This window comes from Streptomyces sp. BR1 (assembly GCF_052373795.1).
Taxonomy (GTDB): Bacteria; Actinomycetota; Actinomycetes; order Streptomycetales; family Streptomycetaceae; genus Streptomyces.
Genome location: NZ_CM126252.1, coordinates 1,809,437 through 1,825,392, shown reverse-complemented (window position 1 = coordinate 1,825,392; position 15,956 = coordinate 1,809,437). Strand labels below are relative to the sequence as shown.

Sequence of the window (15,956 nt, the reverse complement as noted above, 5' to 3'; positions counted from 1 at the left end):
GGGCTCCCTGGATGATCTGTTTTTGGACGCTTCCTGGCTTTCTTCGCAGGCTAGGGGCCGCGGGGTGGTGCGGGCATGCTCCGTTGGGGAGTGGTGCGGGTGTGTCCTTGTCCTTCGCGGACATAGCGGTGCGGTGCGCTCCGCGCCGGGTGCGTGTTTCGGCTGCGGGCCGTCTTGGGTTGCTCGCGCAGTTCCCCGCGCCCCTTGTCGGGCCGTCGGTCGGGTGCGGGCCGGTGGGGGCTTGTCGCGCCCACGCGGCGGAGCCGCGAAATGTCACAGCCCCGCGCCCCTGATCGGCCGGTGGGATGCTGCGGGTCGTATGTGGCTGGTCGCGCAGTTCCCCGCGCCCCTTGTATGGGCGCGGGATCGCTGCGTGCGGCTGCAAGTCCGCTTAGATTGGGCTGGACTTGGTTACGGACCTGGCTGGTCAGGGGGCAAGGGGCCGATGGACACCGAAGGTACGCACGACGCACGGGGTATCGAGGCGCGGCCGGTGCCGCGGCCGGTCGTGCCGCCGCCCGTTCCGGCGCTGCCGCCCGCGTTTCCGCCGCAGCCCAGTCGGCCCCCCGGGCGCCCCGCGCTGGGGGAGTGGCTGCGGACGCCGCGTGCGGCCGCCGAGCCGGGGCTGTGGCGGTACGGGCATCGGCCGCGGCCCCAGGACGACGGGCACCGGGTGCCGGACCGGGCGCTGATCAGCGGCGCCCTGGTCGCGCTGCTCGCGGCGATTCTGGTGTGGTCGCTGTGGCGCAACGGGTATGTGCCGCGCAGCCGCGTCCCCCTTGAGCTGTTCACGCCGTCGGACTGGTGGCTGGGCCTGCACCGGCGGCCCCCGGCGGCCCTGACCGCGCTCGCCGCGTACAACAGCCTGGTCGCCGGTGCGGTGATCTACGGGTTCGGGCATCTGGGGAACTGGCGCGAGATCTTCCGCCGGTACGCGGCCGACCATCCGCAGCCCGCGCGCGCGGTGCGCACCGCGCTGGTCGCCGGGGCCCTTGTGTGGTTCCTGATCTGGGCCGACGACTATCTGCCGTTCTACTCCCTGGCCATCGGCCTGGTGCCGCACTCGTGGATCTTCAGCGACGACCCGGTGGCCACGAAGGACGCCATCGACACGACGACGACCGTCTACCACGTAGTGGTAGCGGTAGCCGTGGTCTGGTTCTGCGGTCGGGCGGGGGACTGGCTCGGGCTGTGGCGCGAACGCACCGGGCGTGCCCCGGCCCCTAGTTCGGCCGCGCCCACCGGGCCCGCCGAGAGTCCCGCCGACTGGCCGCAGCTGCGCGCGGCCGGGCAGTACGCCGCCGCCGACCGGCTGGCCGCCGACGCCGACAGCGGCCGGATGAACGACGTGGACTGCGCCCGTATCCAGCGCGCCTGGACGTCCGTGGTCGCCGACCCGGGCCGCTTGAGCGCGTTCACGGACGCGGTGCTGAGGGATGGATCGCGCGCGTGTCTGCATCCGTCCGGCGACCGCGATCTGCCCGCCCGGACCGCCACCCACGACCTGCTCACCTCACAGGTGCGGCTCGGGCGGTTCGCGGATCTGGAGAACAACCCGCCCGCCCGCCGGGGTGCGGGCGCGGCCGTCGACCCGGCGGCGCTCGGCACCTCGCTGCTCGCCCTTGGCCCGTCCGGCGCGGGCAAGACCCGCCATCTGGTGCGGCCCGTGGTGGAGTCGCTCGCCCTCCAGGCGCTCGCCGGACAGGCCGCCGTGGTCGCGGTCGGCGCTGCGGGCACCCCGCTGGGCGCCGACGAGGCGTACGACGTGATCGTGCGGCCGGGCGACGCGCAGTCCGAGTACGACCTCGACCTCTACGGCGGCACCGACGACCCGGACGAGGCCGCAGCCCTGCTCGCCGAGGCCTGCGCCGGGGATCTGCCGGACGCCGACGTGCGGCGGGCCGCGACCGCGCTCGCCCAGCTGCTCGGGCCGTACCGGGCCGCGTACGGCCGCTTCCCCTCCGTGCCGCAGCTGCGCGAGCTCCTGGACGGTTCGGGCGACACGTTCGCCGCGCTCCGCGCCGATCTGGACCGCGCGGCGCACCCCGCGCTCCACCGCGAGCTGGAGGCGCGCGCCCGCCAGGCCGACGTCCCGGGCGAGCCCGGTCTCGTCCTCGCCGACCGCCTCGCGTGCCTGGACCGGCCCGCGTTCGCCGCGTTCTTCGACACCACCGGCCACACCCGGCCGTTCTCGCTGCGCGCTCTGGAGCACCCCGTACGAGTGAGGGTCGATCTGCCCGAGCGGGCGCATCCGGAGGCGGCGCGGCTGCTGAACCGGCTGCTGCTCGCGCAGTTCACGACGAGCGCGGCCGCGCGCCGGGACCGCTCGCTCTTCGCCTGTCTGGTCGTGGACGACGCCACGCACGCGGTGACCGCCGGTTCCGTACGGGCGGTGCAGCGGCTGCGGCAGGCCAACGCCGGAGTGGTGCTCAGTCTGCGGGCGCTCGCGGACGTGCCCGAGCGGCTGCACACCCCGCTGCTCGCGGCGGTCGGCTGCCATATGGCGTTCCGTGGGGTCACCACCTGGGACGGGCAGCTGCTCTCCCAGCTGTGGGGCACCGAGTGGATCGAGACCACCGAGGTCGCCCGGCACGCCGTCTTCGCCGACCAGCCGCTCACGCGCGCGATGCACGCGCTGCGCAAGCTGGCCACGGGCAAGCCGGTGACCCGGGACGCGGTGACCGTGCGCAAGGTCGAGCGGGAGCGCTGGTCGGCGTCCCAGCTGGCCCACCAGGTGCCGGCCGGGCACGCGGTGCTCTCGCTGAGCGACGTACGGGGGGAGCACGCGCCGCCGCTCCTTGTGGACCTGCGGGGCTGAGCCGTCCGTACGTCGCTTTCGTCCGTACGGAGGTGGGGCCCGGGCGGGCGCCGGGACCCCGCCGTTCTGGCAGAATCGAGGTGCGCTGTTCATACGGGACGGCGCATTTCCCCTCCCCCCTCCAAAGGTCGTCGAAGGCCCCATGCCGCCCACCCTCGCCTCCCTCGTCCAGCACTCGGCGCTGAAACTCATCGTGCGCGCGGGCGAGGACCGGCTCGACACGCCGGTGCGCTGGGCGCACGTCAGTGAACTGGCCGACCCCGTCCCGTACATGGAGGGCGGCGAGCTCCTGCTCATCACGGCGATGACGCTGGACGCGGAGGATCCGGAAACGATGCGGCGCTATGTGCGCAGGCTCGCCGGAGCCGGGGTCGTCGGGCTCGGCTTCGCCGTCGGCGTCAACTACGAGACGGTGCCGGACGCGCTGCTCGACGCCGCGCGGGCCGAGGACTTCCCGTTGCTCGAAGTGCCGCGCCGCACCCCGTTCCTGGCGATCTCCAAGGCGGTCTCGGCGGCGATCGCAGCCGACCAGTACCGGGCGGTGACGGCGGGCTTCGAGGCCCAGCGCGAGCTGACGCGTGCGGCGCTCGCCGAAGGCCCCGCCGAGCTGCTCGCGCGGCTCGCGGCGCATGTGGACGGGTGGGCGGCGCTGTACGACACCTCGGGCGCGGTGGTCGCGGTGCAGCCCGAGTGGGCGGGGCGGCGGGCGGCCCGGCTCACCGCCGACGTGGCCCGGCTGCGCGACCGGCCCGCGCCCGCGAGCGCCGTGGTCGGCGGTTCGGACGACCGCTCCGACGATCGTGTCGAGCTCCAGTCGCTCGGGACCGGGCGGCGGGCGCGGGGGGCGCTCGCGGTCGGTACGGGTGCGCCGCTGGGTACGGCCGAGCGGTACGCGGTGCATTCGGCGGTGGCGCTGTTGACCCTGACCACCGAGCGCTCGCGTGCCCTCCAGCAGGCCGAGCAGCGGCTCGGTGCGGCGGTGCTGCGGATGCTGCTCTCGGGGCAGCAGGACCATGCCCGGGCGGTCGCCGGTGACCTCTACGGCGGCCTGCTCGACGCCCCGTTCCGGCTGGTCATCGCGGAGGCCGAGGGGGAGTCGGCGGACCTGGGGGTGCTGGCCGAGGCGATGGAGTCGGCGGCGTCGCGCTCGGGCGAGGCGGTGCTTGCCGTGCCCGAGGGCGAGCGTCTGGTGGTGCTCGCGGCTGATGGCGGCGACGCGGTGGCCGCGTGTACGGGCTTCGAGCCGGAGGAGGGCGCGGAGGTCGTGATCGGCCTGTCCGCGCCGGCCGGGCCGATCGCTGCGGCGTCCGCGTACAAGCAGGCCGAACAGGCGCTGTCCGTCGCCCGGCGGCGGGGGCGGCGGCTGGTGGAGCACGAGGAGCTGGTGGCCGGGTCACTGGTGCCGCTGCTCGCGGACGACGCGGTGCGGGCGTTCGCGGACGGGATGTTGCGGGCGCTGTACGAGCACGACGCCACGGGGCGGGGGGATCTGGTGGCCTCGCTGCGGGCGTGGCTCTCGCGCCACGGGCAGTGGGACGCGGCGGCGGCCGACCTCGGCGTCCATCGCCACACGCTGCGCTACCGGATGCGCCGCGTCGAGGAGATCCTCGGCCGCTCCCTGGACGACCCGGACGTCCGCATGGAGCTGTGGCTGGCCCTGAAGGCGACGACGCCGCCGGAGGCGTGACACTTCGGCGGTTGTCGGTCGGCTGCGGATCGTGCTGGGTTGCTCGCGCAGTTCCCCGCGCCCCTGAGGAGGGGGCCCGAAGGGCCCATTACCCGGCCGCTCGCCCAGAGCTTTCGGGAAGGGGCGGGGTGGGGTCCTCCAAAGCGGTGTACATGCGCGCCCCACCACTCCACCCCGGACAAGCCCCGACTCGCCGCCCCCGGCCTACGGTGGGAGAAAACAAGCAAGACCACCCCCAACCTCGGAAGGGCCGGGATTCGTCATGACTTCCACCCACGCCTTCTGGCTCGCCGGCCGCCAGGCCACCGGTGCGGACAGCTTCGACGTCACCTCCCCGTGGGACGGCCGACTCGTCGGCAAGGTGAGCGTGCCGACCGAGGCCCAGGTCGAGGAGGCCGTCGCCGCCGCCCACGCCGTGGTCGACGAGTTCGCCGCGACCCCGGCGCACGTACGCGCCGCCGCCCTCGACCACGTGTCGAAGCGGCTCGCCGAGCGCACCGAGGAGATCGCGCAGCTCATCTCCGCCGAGAACGGCAAGCCCATCAAGTGGGCCCGTGGCGAGGTCGGCCGCGCCGTGTCCGTGTTCCGGTTCGCCGCCGAAGAAGCTCGGCGCTTCAATGGCGGCGAGGCTCAGCGTCTCGACACCGACGCCGGCGGCCAGGGCCGCTTCGCGCTGACCCGCCGCTTCCCCAAGGGCGTCGTCCTCGGCATCGCACCGTTCAACTTCCCGCTGAACCTGTGCGCCCACAAGGTCGCCCCGGCCATCGCCGTCGGCGCGCCGATCATCCTCAAGCCGGCCCCGGCCACCCCGCTCTCCGGTCTGATCATCGGCGAGCTGCTGGCCGAGACCGAGCTGCCGACGGGCTCGTGGAGCATCCTGCCGGTCGCCAACGACCGCATGCCCCACCTCGTCCAGGACGAGCGGCTGCCCGTCATCTCCTTCACCGGCTCCGACAAGGTCGGTTACGCGATCATGGACTCGGTGCCGCGCAAGCACTGCACCCTGGAGCTCGGCGGCAACGGCGCGGCCGTCGTCCTCGCCGACTTCGCCTCGGAGGAGGACCTGGACTGGGCGGCGACCCGTATCGCCACCTTCTCCAACTACCAGGGCGGTCAGTCCTGCATCTCCGTGCAGCGCGTGATCGCGGACGCCGCCGTCTACGAGCGGCTGCTGCCCAAGATCGTCGCCGCTGTCGAGGCGCAGGTCATCGGTGACCCGTCCGACTCCGCCACCGACGTCGGCCCGCTGGTCAGCGAGGACGCCGCCAAGCGCGTGGAGTCCTGGGTCGACGAGGCCGTCACCGCCGGTGCGAAGCTGCTCGCGGGCGGCAAGCGCGACGGCGCCGCCTACGCCCCGACCGTGCTCGCCGAGGTCCCGGCCGACACCACCCTCGCCTGCGAGGAGGTCTTCGGACCGGTCCTCACCGTGCAGAAGGTGGACGGCGAGGCCGAGGCGTTCGCGGCCGTCAACTCCTCCAAGTACGGCCTCCAGGCGGGCGTCTTCACGCACAACGTGCAGACCGCCTTCCGCGCCCACCGCGCCCTTGAGGTCGGCGGCGTCATCGTCGGCGACGTCCCCTCCTACCGCGCGGACCAGATGCCGTACGGCGGCGCCAAGGCCTCCGGCGTCGGCCGCGAGGGCGTCCGTTACGCGATGGACGACTACACGTACGAGCGCGTGCTGGTCCTGACGGGTCTCGCCCTCTAGGACGTACGAACGAAGCGGCCGGAGTCCACCAGCGGGCTCCGGCCGTTTTCGCGTCCCAGGGGTGGTCGGGCCGCGCGGAATCGGGTACATACGGACGAGTAGCACTGTCCGGTAACGGGTGCGTGCGCGCCCGAAGACGTCGCGGCGAGGAGTACCCCTCATGACCGCACCACACGGCACACCCAAGGTTTCCGAGCGCGAAGCGCGCCAGGTCGCCGAGGCCGCGCGCGAGCAGGACTGGCGAAAGCCCAGCTTCGCGAAGGAACTCTTCCTCGGCCGCTTCCGGCTCGACCTCATCCATCCCCATCCGCTGCCCGCCACGGAGGACGTGGAGCGGGGCGAGGCGTTCCTCGCCAAGCTGCGGGACTTCTGCGAGACGAAGATCGACGGCGCCCTGATCGAGCGCGAGGCGCAGATCCCCGACGAGGTGATCAACGGGCTCAAGGAGCTCGGCGCCCTCGGGATGAAGATCGACACCAAGTACGGCGGGCTCGGTCTCACCCAGGTGTACTACAACAAGGCGCTGGCCCTGGCGGGCTCGGCGAACCCCGCGATCGGCGCGCTGCTCTCCGCGCATCAGTCGATCGGCGTACCCCAGCCGCTGAAACTGTTCGGGACGCAGGAGCAGCGGGACACGTTCCTGCCGCGCTGCGCCCGTACCGACATCTCGGCGTTCCTGCTCACCGAGCCGGACGTCGGCTCCGACCCGGCCCGGCTGGCCACCTCGGCGGTCCCGGACGGCGAGGACGCGTACGTCCTGGACGGCGTGAAGCTCTGGACCACCAACGGCGTCGTCGCCGACTTGCTGGTGGTGATGGCGCGGGTGCCGAAGTCCGAGGGGCACAAGGGCGGCATCACGGCCTTCGTCGTCGAGGCGGACTCGCCCGGGGTCACCGTCGAGAACCGCAACGCCTTCATGGGCCTGCGCGGCCTGGAGAACGGCGTCACCCGCTTCCACCAGGTCCGGGTCCCCGCCGCCAACCGCATCGGACCCGAGGGCGCCGGGCTGAAGATCGCCCTGACCACGCTGAACACCGGGCGCCTGTCGCTGCCCGCGATGTGCGCGGGCGCCGGGAAGTGGTGTCTGAAGATCGCCCGCGAGTGGTCGGCGGCGCGTGAGCAGTGGGGCAAGCCGATCGCGCACCACGAGGCCGTGGGCGCCAAGATCTCGTTCATCGCGGCGACCACCTTCGCCCTGGAGGCGGTCCTCGACCTCTCCTCGCAGATGGCCGACGAGGACCGCAACGACATCCGTATCGAAGCGGCGCTCGCCAAGCTGTACGGCTCCGAGATGGCCTGGCTGATGGCCGACGAACTGGTCCAGATCCGCGGCGGGCGCGGCTTCGAGACCGCCGAGTCGCTGGCGGCGCGGGGCGAGCGGGCCGTACCGGCCGAGCAGATCCTGCGCGATCTGCGGATCAACCGGATCTTCGAGGGCTCGACCGAGATCATGCATCTGCTGATCGCGCGCGAGGCCGTCGACGCGCATCTGTCGGTCGCGGGCGACCTGATCGATCCGGACAAGAAGCTGCCGGACAAGGCCAAGGCGGGCGCGGGCGCCGCCGCGTTCTACGCCCGCTGGCTGCCCAAACTGCTCTCGGGGCCCGGTCAACTACCCACGTCCTACAGCGAGTTCGGCGATCTGGCCCCGCACATCCGGTACGTCGAGCGGTCCGCCCGCAAGCTCGCGCGCTCCACCTTCTACGCGATGTCGCGCTGGCAGGGCCGGATGGAGACCAAGCAGGGCTTCCTCGGCCGGATCGTCGACATCGGCGCCGAGCTGTTCGCGATGAGCGCCGCGTGCGTACGCGCCGAGATGCTGCGCACCGCCGGAGCCCACGGCAAGGAGGCGCACCAGCTGGCCGACGTGTTCTGCCGCCAGGCCCGCATCCGCGTCGACGAGCTGTTCAACCGGCTGTGGGCCAACACCGACGACCTCGACCGCAAGGTCGTCGACGGCGTACTCGCCGGTTCGTACACCTGGCTGGAAGAGGGCGTCGTCGACCCGTCCGGCGACGGCCCGTGGATCGCCGACGCCACCCCCGGACCCGCCACGCGGGACAACGTCCATCGCCCAATTCGCTGAATCCGTACGCCATTTGGGGCGCCGGAGCGCAGGAGCGCCCGGTGTCCCGGTGGTGTGCTGGGGCGCCGCGCGGGGGAGTGCTGTCCCGACGCACAGCCGATGCGGCAACAATGGGAGCATGAGCGACAGCCCAGCCCCCCTCGCCGACCCGCACATCGCCTTCGACCCCGCCGAAGGCCGCCGGGACATCGTCGTCCTCGGCGCCACCGGGTCCATCGGCACCCAGGCCATCGACCTGGTGCTGCGCAACCCCGACCGGTTCCGCGTCACCGCGCTCGCCGCGTCCGGCGGCCGGGTCGCGCTCCTCGCCGAGCAGGCGCGCAGGCTCCGGGTGCGTACGGTCGCCGTCGCGCGGCCCGACGCGGTGCCCGCGCTGCGCGAGGCGCTGACCGAGCAGTACGGCGGTGAGCCGCTGCCCGAGATCATCGCCGGGCCGGACGCCGCCACCGAGCTCGCCGCCTCCGAGTGCCACACCGTCCTCAACGGCATCACCGGCTCCATCGGCCTCGCGCCGACGCTGGCCGCGCTCGAAGCGGGCCGCACGCTGGCGCTGGCCAACAAGGAGTCGCTGATCGTCGGCGGCCCGCTGGTCAAGGCGCTCGCCAAGCCCGGCCAGATCATCCCGGTCGACTCCGAGCACGCCGCCCTCTTCCAGGCCCTCGCCGCCGGCACCCGCGCCGACGTACGCAAGCTGGTGGTCACGGCGTCCGGCGGCCCCTTCCGCGGCCGTACGCGCGCGGAGCTGGCGGACGTCACGCCCGAGGACGCCCTGGCGCACCCCACCTGGGCGATGGGCCCGGTGATCACCATCAACTCGGCGACCCTGGTCAACAAGGGCCTGGAGGTCATCGAGGCGCATCTGCTCTACGACATCCCCTTCGACCGCATCGAGGTCGTCGTCCACCCGCAGTCGTATGTGCACTCCATGGTCGAGTTCACCGACGGCTCCACCCTCGCCCAGGCCACCCCGCCCGACATGCGCGGCCCGATCGCCATCGGCGTCGGCTGGCCCCAGCGGGTGCCGGACGCGGCCCCCGCCTTCGACTGGACCAAGGCGTCGAGCTGGGAGTTCTTCCCGCTCGACACCGACGCGTTCCCGTCGGTCGGACTCGCCCGGCACGTCGGAGAGCTGGGCGGGACGGCCCCGGCGGTGTTCAATGCCGCGAACGAGGAGTGTGTGGACGCTTTCCTGGCGGGACGGCTGCCTTTCAACGGCATCATGGATACGGTCACGGAGGTCGTGGCCGAGCACGGCACCCCCGCCGAGGGAACTTCCCTCACGGTCTCGGACGTCCTGGAAGCGGAGACCTGGGCACGGGCCCGGGCCCGTGAACTCGCGGTGAAGGCGACAGCAAAGGCGCGCGCATGACGATTTTGATGACGGTCCTCGGCATAGTCGTCTTCGTGGTCGGCCTGCTCATCTCGATCGCGTGGCACGAGCTGGGCCACCTCTCCACGGCCAAGATGTTCGGCATCCGGGTGCCGCAGTACATGGTCGGCTTCGGCCCGACCATCTGGTCGCGGAAGAAGGGCGACACCGAGTACGGCATCAAGGCGGTCCCGCTCGGCGGCTACATCCGCATGATCGGCATGTTCCCGCCCGGCGAGGACGGCCGGATCACCGCGCGGTCCACCTCGCCCTGGCGCGGCATGATCGAGGACGCCCGCTCGGCGGCCTTCGAGGAGCTCCAGCCCGGCGACGAGTCGCGCCTCTTCTACACGCGCAAGCCGTGGAAGCGCGTGATCGTGATGTTCGCCGGGCCGTTCATGAACCTGATCCTGGCCGTGGCGATCTTCTTCGGCGTGATGATGACGTTCGGCGTCAACACCCAGACCACGCAGGTCGGCAAGGTCTCCGACTGTGTGATCTCGCAGAAGGAACAGCGCGACACCTGCAAGGCGTCCGACCCGGTGGCCCCCGCCAAGCAGGCCGGGCTCAAGGCCGGTGACAAGATCGTCGCGTTCAACGGCGAGAAGGTCGGCGACTGGTCGGCCCTGCAGAAGCACATCCGCGACACCATCGGCCCGGCCACCATCACGGTCGAGCGGGCCGGCAAGCCGGTCGATCTGCACGCCAGCCTGATCAAGAACGACGTGGCGAAGATCGACGGCTCCGGCAACTACACCACCGGCACCACCTCGGCCGGATTCCTCGGCTTCAGCCCCGCCACCGGCATCGTCCAGCAGTCCTTCGGCCAGTCCGTGGACCGCATGGGCGACATGATGCGCTCCGGTGTGAAGTCCCTGGTCGCGATCCCCTCCAAGGTCCCGGACCTGTGGAACGCGGCCTTCAACGGCCAGGAGCGCAAGGCCGACTCCCCGATGGGCGTCGTCGGCGCGGCCCGGGTCGGCGGCGAGGTGTTCACCCTGAACATCCCGCCGGAGAACCAGATCGCGATGATGCTGTTCCTGGTCGCGGGGTTCAACCTGTCGCTGTTCCTCTTCAACATGCTGCCGCTGCTGCCGCTGGACGGCGGGCACATCGCGGGCGCCCTGTGGGAGTCGCTGCGCCGCACGGTCGCACGCGTCTTCAAGCGCCCCGACCCGGGCCCGTTCGACGTGGCGAAGCTGATGCCGGTCGCGTATGTGGTCGCCGGGATCTTCATCTGCTTCACCCTGCTCGTGCTGGTCGCGGACGTGGTGAATCCGGTCAAGATCTCGTAGCGGTACGCAAGTGTCGGGCGGCCCGGATGCACAAAGTGCCCGGGCCGCCCCTTTCAGTGCTGTGTCTTCCCGGGGGCAACCCCCGGACCCCTGGCCGGACACCCGCGTGGTCCGCGGCGACGGAGTGCGCGCGCCCCGCCCCTTTCGGTGAACTGTCGGGGCACGGTGTGCTTGCGTGCCCCGGGGTGCCGTAACCTCGGAGGCTGGAGCCCGCCGATCTCGGGACCTTGATCCACACCTTGGGGTTGCACAGCAGATGACTGCGATTTCACTGGGAATGCCGTCCGTACCGACCAAGCTGGCCGAGCGTCGCAAGAGCCGCCAGATCCAGGTCGGGTCGGTGGCGGTCGGCGGGGATGCCCCTGTCTCGGTGCAGTCGATGACGACGACGCGTACGTCGGACATCGGCGCGACTTTGCAGCAGATCGCGGAGCTGACGGCGTCGGGCTGCCAGATCGTGCGGGTGGCGTGTCCGACGCAGGATGATGCGGATGCGTTGGCGACGATCGCGCGGAAGTCGCAGATTCCGGTGATCGCGGATATTCATTTCCAGCCGAAGTACGTGTTCGCGGCGATCGACGCGGGGTGTGCGGCGGTGCGGGTGAATCCGGGCAACATCAAGCAGTTCGACGACAAGGTGAAGGAGATCGCCCGGGCCGCGAAGGACGCGGGCACTCCGATCCGTATCGGGGTGAACGCGGGTTCCCTCGATGCCCGTCTGCTGAAGAAGTACGGCAAGGCGACGCCCGAAGCACTGGTCGAGTCCGCTCTCTGGGAGGCGTCCCTCTTCGAGGAGCATGATTTCCGGGACATCAAGATCTCGGTGAAGCACAACGACCCGGTGGTGATGGTGAACGCCTACCGTCAGCTGGCGGCGCAGTGCGATTACCCGCTGCACCTGGGTGTGACGGAGGCGGGTCCGGCGTTCCAGGGCACGATCAAGTCGGCCGTCGCGTTCGGCGCGCTCCTCAGCGAGGGCATCGGCGACACCATCCGCGTCTCGCTGTCGGCGCCGCCGGCGGAGGAGATCAAGGTCGGGATCCAGATCCTGGAGTCGCTGAACCTGCGCCAGCGCCGTCTGGAGATCGTCTCGTGTCCGTCGTGTGGTCGTGCGCAGGTGGATGTGTACAAGCTGGCGGAGGAGGTCACGGCGGGCCTGGAGGGCATGGAGGTCCCGCTGCGGGTCGCGGTGATGGGCTGTGTCGTGAACGGTCCGGGTGAGGCCCGCGAGGCCGACCTCGGTGTCGCCTCCGGTAATGGCAAGGGGCAGATCTTCGTGAAGGGCGAGGTCATCAAGACCGTCCCGGAGTCGAAGATCGTCGAGACGCTGATCGAAGAGGCGATGAAGATCGCCGAGCAGATGGAGAAGGACGGCGTGATGTCCGGCGAGCCGTCGGTGTCCGTCGCGGGCTGAACCCATCGCCGGTGGCCGACGCGTTCGTACGCGAAGGCACCGCTGCCGTACGTCCAGAGCCCCGCTCCGCGCCCTTGCGTCGAGCGGGGCTTTCGGCTGAGGGCGGCGATCCACTGGGGCGCCAGGTACAGTGCGGAGATCAGCAGACCGTATGGTGAGGCCCCACGTGTTGACGCAGACCACCACCCGGGTCCTCGAACCCGGTGACCTCGGCGCGGCGCTCGCCGTTCTGGAGAGCGAGCCGGTCGCCAACGCCTTCGTGGCCTCCCGCGTGCAGGTCGCCGGGCTCGACCCGTGGCGCCTGGGCGGCGAGATGTGGGGCTGGTACGCGGACGGGCAGCTGCGTTCGCTCTGCTACTCGGGCGCCAACCTCGTGCCGATCTGCGCCACCCCCGAGGCCGTGCGCGCCTTCGCCGACCGGGCCCGCCGCACCGGCCGCCGCTGCTCCTCCATCGTCGGCCCCGCCGAGGCGACCGCCCTGCTCTGGAAGCTCCTGGAGCCCGCCTGGGGACCGGCCCGCGACGTCCGCTCCCATCAGCCGCTGATGGTCACCGAGCGGATGCCCGACGACATAGTCCCCGACCCGTACGTCCGCCGGATCCGCAAGGACGAGATGGACGTGATCATGCCGGCCTGCGTGGCCATGTTCACCGAGGAGGTCGGCGTCTCCCCGATGGCGGGCGACGGCGGGCTGCTCTACCAGGCGCGGGTGGCCGAACTCGTCGGCTCCGGGCGGTCGTTCGCCCGTATCGAGAACGGCAAAGTGGTCTTCAAGGCCGAGATCGGCGCGGCCACCCCGAGCGCCTGCCAGATCCAGGGCGTCTGGGTCGCCCCCGAGTTCCGCGGCCGGGGCCTGTCGGTCACCGGCATGGCCGCCGTGCTCCGCTACGCGCTCGCCGACGTCTCGCCGGTCGTCAGCCTCTATGTGAACGACTTCAACACCGCGGCGCGCGCCTGCTACCGCCGGGTCGGCTTCCGTGAGACGGGGGCTTTCATGAGCGTGCTCTTCTGACAGTAGGGTGCGGCCATGTCAGCTTCCTTCGGGTCCGCCCCGCAGACCCCCGAGGTGGTCGTCGGACCGCTCGACCTCGCCGCCCGCGTGGACGAGGCGCTGGCCGTGCAGGCGGTCGCGTTCGGGCTCAGCGCGGACGAGGTCGGCGTGCGCCGCCACATCGTGCTGCGCCACCTCGCCTGCCCGGGCGCCCGCGCCCTGGGCGCGACCATGCCCGACGGACGGCTCGTCGGCTTTGTGTACGGGATGCCCAACAGCCGTACGCACTGGTGGTCCACGGTCGTCGAACCGTATCTGCGCGACACCGGCACCGACTGGTGGCTGGACGACTCGTTCGTGATCACCGAACTCCATGTCCACCCCGCCCACCAGGGCATGGGCGTCGGCCGTGAGCTGATCACGAGGATCACGGACAGCGCGGCCGAGCCGAGGTCCATCCTCTCCGCGATCGACACGGAGAGCCCGGCGCGCGGGCTGTACCGGGCGCTGGGATACAGCGATCTGGCGGGGCAAGTCCACTTTCCCAGTGCGCCGAGGCCTTATGCAGTGATGGGCGCGGCGCTGCCGCTGCTGCGGCCGTAGACCCGTCGGTTCCCGAAACCGATTACCGCGCGCGCGTGGCGCGCGGATAACCTCCTGACACCACCCGTGTACGTACAGGAGAGATCCCCATGGCAGCCGCCCAGGTCCAGCGCATGTCCCGTCTGATGGTCAAGACACTGCGCGACGACCCGGCGGACGCCGAGACGCTCAGCCACAAGCTGCTCGTGCGCGCCGGTTACGTGCGCCGCAACGCGGCCGGGATCTGGACCTGGCTGCCGCTCGGCAAGAAGGTCCTGGACAACATCTCGAACGTGGTGCGCGAGGAGATGGACGCGATCGGCGCCCAGGAGGTGCTGCTCCCGGCGCTCCTGCCCAAGGAGGCGTACGAGGCGAGCGGCCGCTGGGAGGAGTACGGCGATCTGCTGTTCCGCCTCAAGGACCGCAAGGGCGCGGACTACCTCCTCGGCCCGACCCACGAGGAGATCTTCACCCAGACCGTCAAGGACCAGTGCACGTCCTACAAGGACCTGCCGGTGATGCTCTACCAGATCCAGACGAAGTACCGCGACGAGGCGCGCCCCCGCTCTGGCGTGCTGCGCGGCCGCGAGTTCCAGATGAAGGACTCGTACTCCTTCGACACGACGGACGAGGGCCTGGCCGAGTCGTACGCGCTGCACCGCGCCGCCTACCAGAAGATCTTCGCCCGCCTCGGCCTCGACTACCGGATCGTCTCCGCGGTCTCGGGCGCGATGGGCGGTTCGGCGTCGGAGGAGTTCCTGGCCCCGGCCGCCGCGGGCGAGGACACCTTCGTGGACTGCCCCGCCTGCGAGTACGCGGCGAACACCGAGGCGGTGACGTTCGTGGCGACGGCGGCGGACGCGTCCGGGGTCGGGCCGGTGGAGGAGCTGGACACGCCGGACACGCCCACGATCGAGTCCCTGGCGGCCCACCTGGGCGTGCCGGCCTCGGCCACTTTGAAGAACCTCCTGGTCAAGGTGGACGGGGAGATCGTGGCGGTCGGGGTGCCCGGCGACCGCGAGGTGGACCTGGGCAAGCTCGGCGAGCACCTGGCGCCGGCCGTCGTGGAGCTGGTGACGGCCGAGGACTTCGCGGACCGGCCCGACCTCGTACGGGGTTACGTCGGCCCGCAGGGCCTGGAGAAGGTCCGCTACATCGCCGACCCTCGGGTCGCGGTGGGCACGGCGTGGGTGACGGGCGCCAACAAGGCGGACACGCACGCGCGCAATGTGGTGTGCGGCCGTGACTTCTCTGTCGACGACTACCTCGACGTCGTCGTGGTCGAGGAGGGCGACCCGTGCCCCGCGTGCGGCGCGGGCCTTCGCCTCGACCGGGCGATCGAGATCGGCCACATCTTCCAGCTGGGCCGGAAGTACGCCGACACCTTCCAGCTCGACGTGCTCGGCCAGCAGGGCAAGCCGGTGCGGGTGACGATGGGTTCGTACGGCATCGGCATCTCGCGGGCCGTGGCCGCGCTGGCCGAGCAGACGGCGGACGCGCAGGGGCTGTGCTGGCCCGCGGAGATCGCGCCGGCGGACGTCCACGTCGTGGCGGCGGGCAAGGCGCTCCAGACGGAGGTCGCCCTTGAGGCGGCGTCGCTTCTGGCCGACGCGGGGCTGCGGGTGCTGGTCGACGACCGGGCCGGGGTGTCGCCCGGGGTGAAGTTCACCGACGCGGAGCTTCTCGGCGTCCCGAAGATCCTGGTCGTCGGGCGTCGGGCCGGGGAGGGCGTGGTGGAGCTGAAGGACCGCCGCACCGGTGAGCGCGAGGAGCTCCCGCTCACGGACGCGATCGCCCGCCTGCGAGCTTGAGCCCCTCCCCGCCCCTTCACCCAGACCCTCCGGGGGTGGGTGGGGGCGGGGGAGGTTTTTCCTGGGGGCTCCGCCCCCGGACCCCCCGTTTGTCTGCGGATCGTGCTGGGTTGCTCGCGCAGTTCCCCGCGCCCCTAACTACCTAGGGGCGCGGGGAACTGCGCGACAAGCCCCCACCGGCCCGCAGCCGAAGAA

At 71.7% G+C, this 15,956-nt stretch carries 10 protein-coding genes; all 10 read left to right on the top strand.

The genetic code is table 11. The features are described from left to right. Nucleotides 1–445: 445 nt before the first annotated feature. Nucleotides 446–2,818: an ATP/GTP-binding protein gene (locus tag ACT1U9_RS07475; protein ID WP_444537583.1), complete on the top strand. Its 2,373-nt coding sequence runs from the start codon at nucleotides 446–448 to the stop codon at nucleotides 2,816–2,818. Nucleotides 2,819–2,960: 142 nt separating this feature from the next. Next, the gene (locus ACT1U9_RS07470) at nucleotides 2,961–4,505 is read left to right on the top strand and encodes a PucR family transcriptional regulator (protein ID WP_444537582.1); all 1,545 of its coding nucleotides are present in this window, start codon (nucleotides 2,961–2,963) and stop codon (nucleotides 4,503–4,505) included. Between the two features lie 262 nt (nucleotides 4,506–4,767). Then, nucleotides 4,768–6,213: an aldehyde dehydrogenase family protein gene (locus tag ACT1U9_RS07465; RefSeq protein WP_444537581.1), complete on the top strand. Its 1,446-nt coding sequence runs from the start codon at nucleotides 4,768–4,770 to the stop codon at nucleotides 6,211–6,213. Nucleotides 6,214–6,373: 160 nt separating this feature from the next. Further along, a complete protein-coding gene (locus ACT1U9_RS07460; RefSeq protein ID WP_444537580.1) occupies nucleotides 6,374–8,299 on the top strand; it encodes an acyl-CoA dehydrogenase family protein in 1,926 nt (641 codons plus the stop codon). Between the two features lie 118 nt (nucleotides 8,300–8,417). Then, on the top strand, nucleotides 8,418–9,668 hold the full coding sequence (dxr, locus tag ACT1U9_RS07455; RefSeq protein ID WP_444537579.1) for a 1-deoxy-D-xylulose-5-phosphate reductoisomerase: 1,251 nt from the start codon (nucleotides 8,418–8,420) through the stop codon (nucleotides 9,666–9,668). Then, a complete protein-coding gene (locus ACT1U9_RS07450; RefSeq protein WP_188278383.1) occupies nucleotides 9,665–10,963 on the top strand; it encodes a M50 family metallopeptidase in 1,299 nt (432 codons plus the stop codon). The genes dxr and ACT1U9_RS07450 overlap by 4 nt, the downstream gene beginning before the upstream one ends. A 256-nt stretch (nucleotides 10,964–11,219) precedes the next feature. Beyond that, nucleotides 11,220–12,377 (top strand): flavodoxin-dependent (E)-4-hydroxy-3-methylbut-2-enyl-diphosphate synthase, encoded by a 1,158-nt coding sequence (gene ispG, locus ACT1U9_RS07445; protein WP_188278384.1) that lies wholly within the window; start codon nucleotides 11,220–11,222, stop codon nucleotides 12,375–12,377. Nucleotides 12,378–12,546: 169 nt separating this feature from the next. Next, nucleotides 12,547–13,389, top strand: coding sequence for a GNAT family N-acetyltransferase (locus ACT1U9_RS07440; protein WP_444537578.1), 843 nt, complete (start codon nucleotides 12,547–12,549; stop codon nucleotides 13,387–13,389). A 15-nt stretch (nucleotides 13,390–13,404) separates the two neighbouring features. Further along, nucleotides 13,405–13,971 carry a GNAT family N-acetyltransferase gene (locus ACT1U9_RS07435; RefSeq protein ID WP_444537577.1) on the top strand — a complete coding sequence of 189 codons (567 nt, stop codon included), beginning with the start codon at nucleotides 13,405–13,407 and terminating at the stop codon, nucleotides 13,969–13,971. Nucleotides 13,972–14,060: 89 nt separating this feature from the next. Continuing rightward, nucleotides 14,061–15,761: a proline--tRNA ligase gene (locus tag ACT1U9_RS07430; protein WP_444537576.1), complete on the top strand. Its 1,701-nt coding sequence runs from the start codon at nucleotides 14,061–14,063 to the stop codon at nucleotides 15,759–15,761. Nucleotides 15,762–15,956 lie beyond the last annotated feature (195 nt).

Bases quoted from the DNA above. Each gene is read 5' to 3' on its own strand.
- ACT1U9_RS07475 (WP_444537583.1), top strand. From the start codon at position 446: ATGGACACCGAAGGTACGCACGACGCACGGGGTATCGAGGCGCGGCCG.
- ACT1U9_RS07470 (WP_444537582.1), top strand. From the start codon at position 2,961: ATGCCGCCCACCCTCGCCTCCCTCGTCCAGCACTCGGCGCTGAAACTC.
- ACT1U9_RS07465 (WP_444537581.1), top strand. From the start codon at position 4,768: ATGACTTCCACCCACGCCTTCTGGCTCGCCGGCCGCCAGGCCACCGGT.
- ACT1U9_RS07460 (WP_444537580.1), top strand. From the start codon at position 6,374: ATGACCGCACCACACGGCACACCCAAGGTTTCCGAGCGCGAAGCGCGC.
- dxr (WP_444537579.1), top strand. From the start codon at position 8,418: ATGAGCGACAGCCCAGCCCCCCTCGCCGACCCGCACATCGCCTTCGAC.
- ACT1U9_RS07450 (WP_188278383.1), top strand. From the start codon at position 9,665: ATGACGATTTTGATGACGGTCCTCGGCATAGTCGTCTTCGTGGTCGGC.
- ispG (WP_188278384.1), top strand. From the start codon at position 11,220: ATGACTGCGATTTCACTGGGAATGCCGTCCGTACCGACCAAGCTGGCC.
- ACT1U9_RS07435 (WP_444537577.1), top strand. From the start codon at position 13,405: ATGTCAGCTTCCTTCGGGTCCGCCCCGCAGACCCCCGAGGTGGTCGTC.
- ACT1U9_RS07430 (WP_444537576.1), top strand. From the start codon at position 14,061: ATGGCAGCCGCCCAGGTCCAGCGCATGTCCCGTCTGATGGTCAAGACA.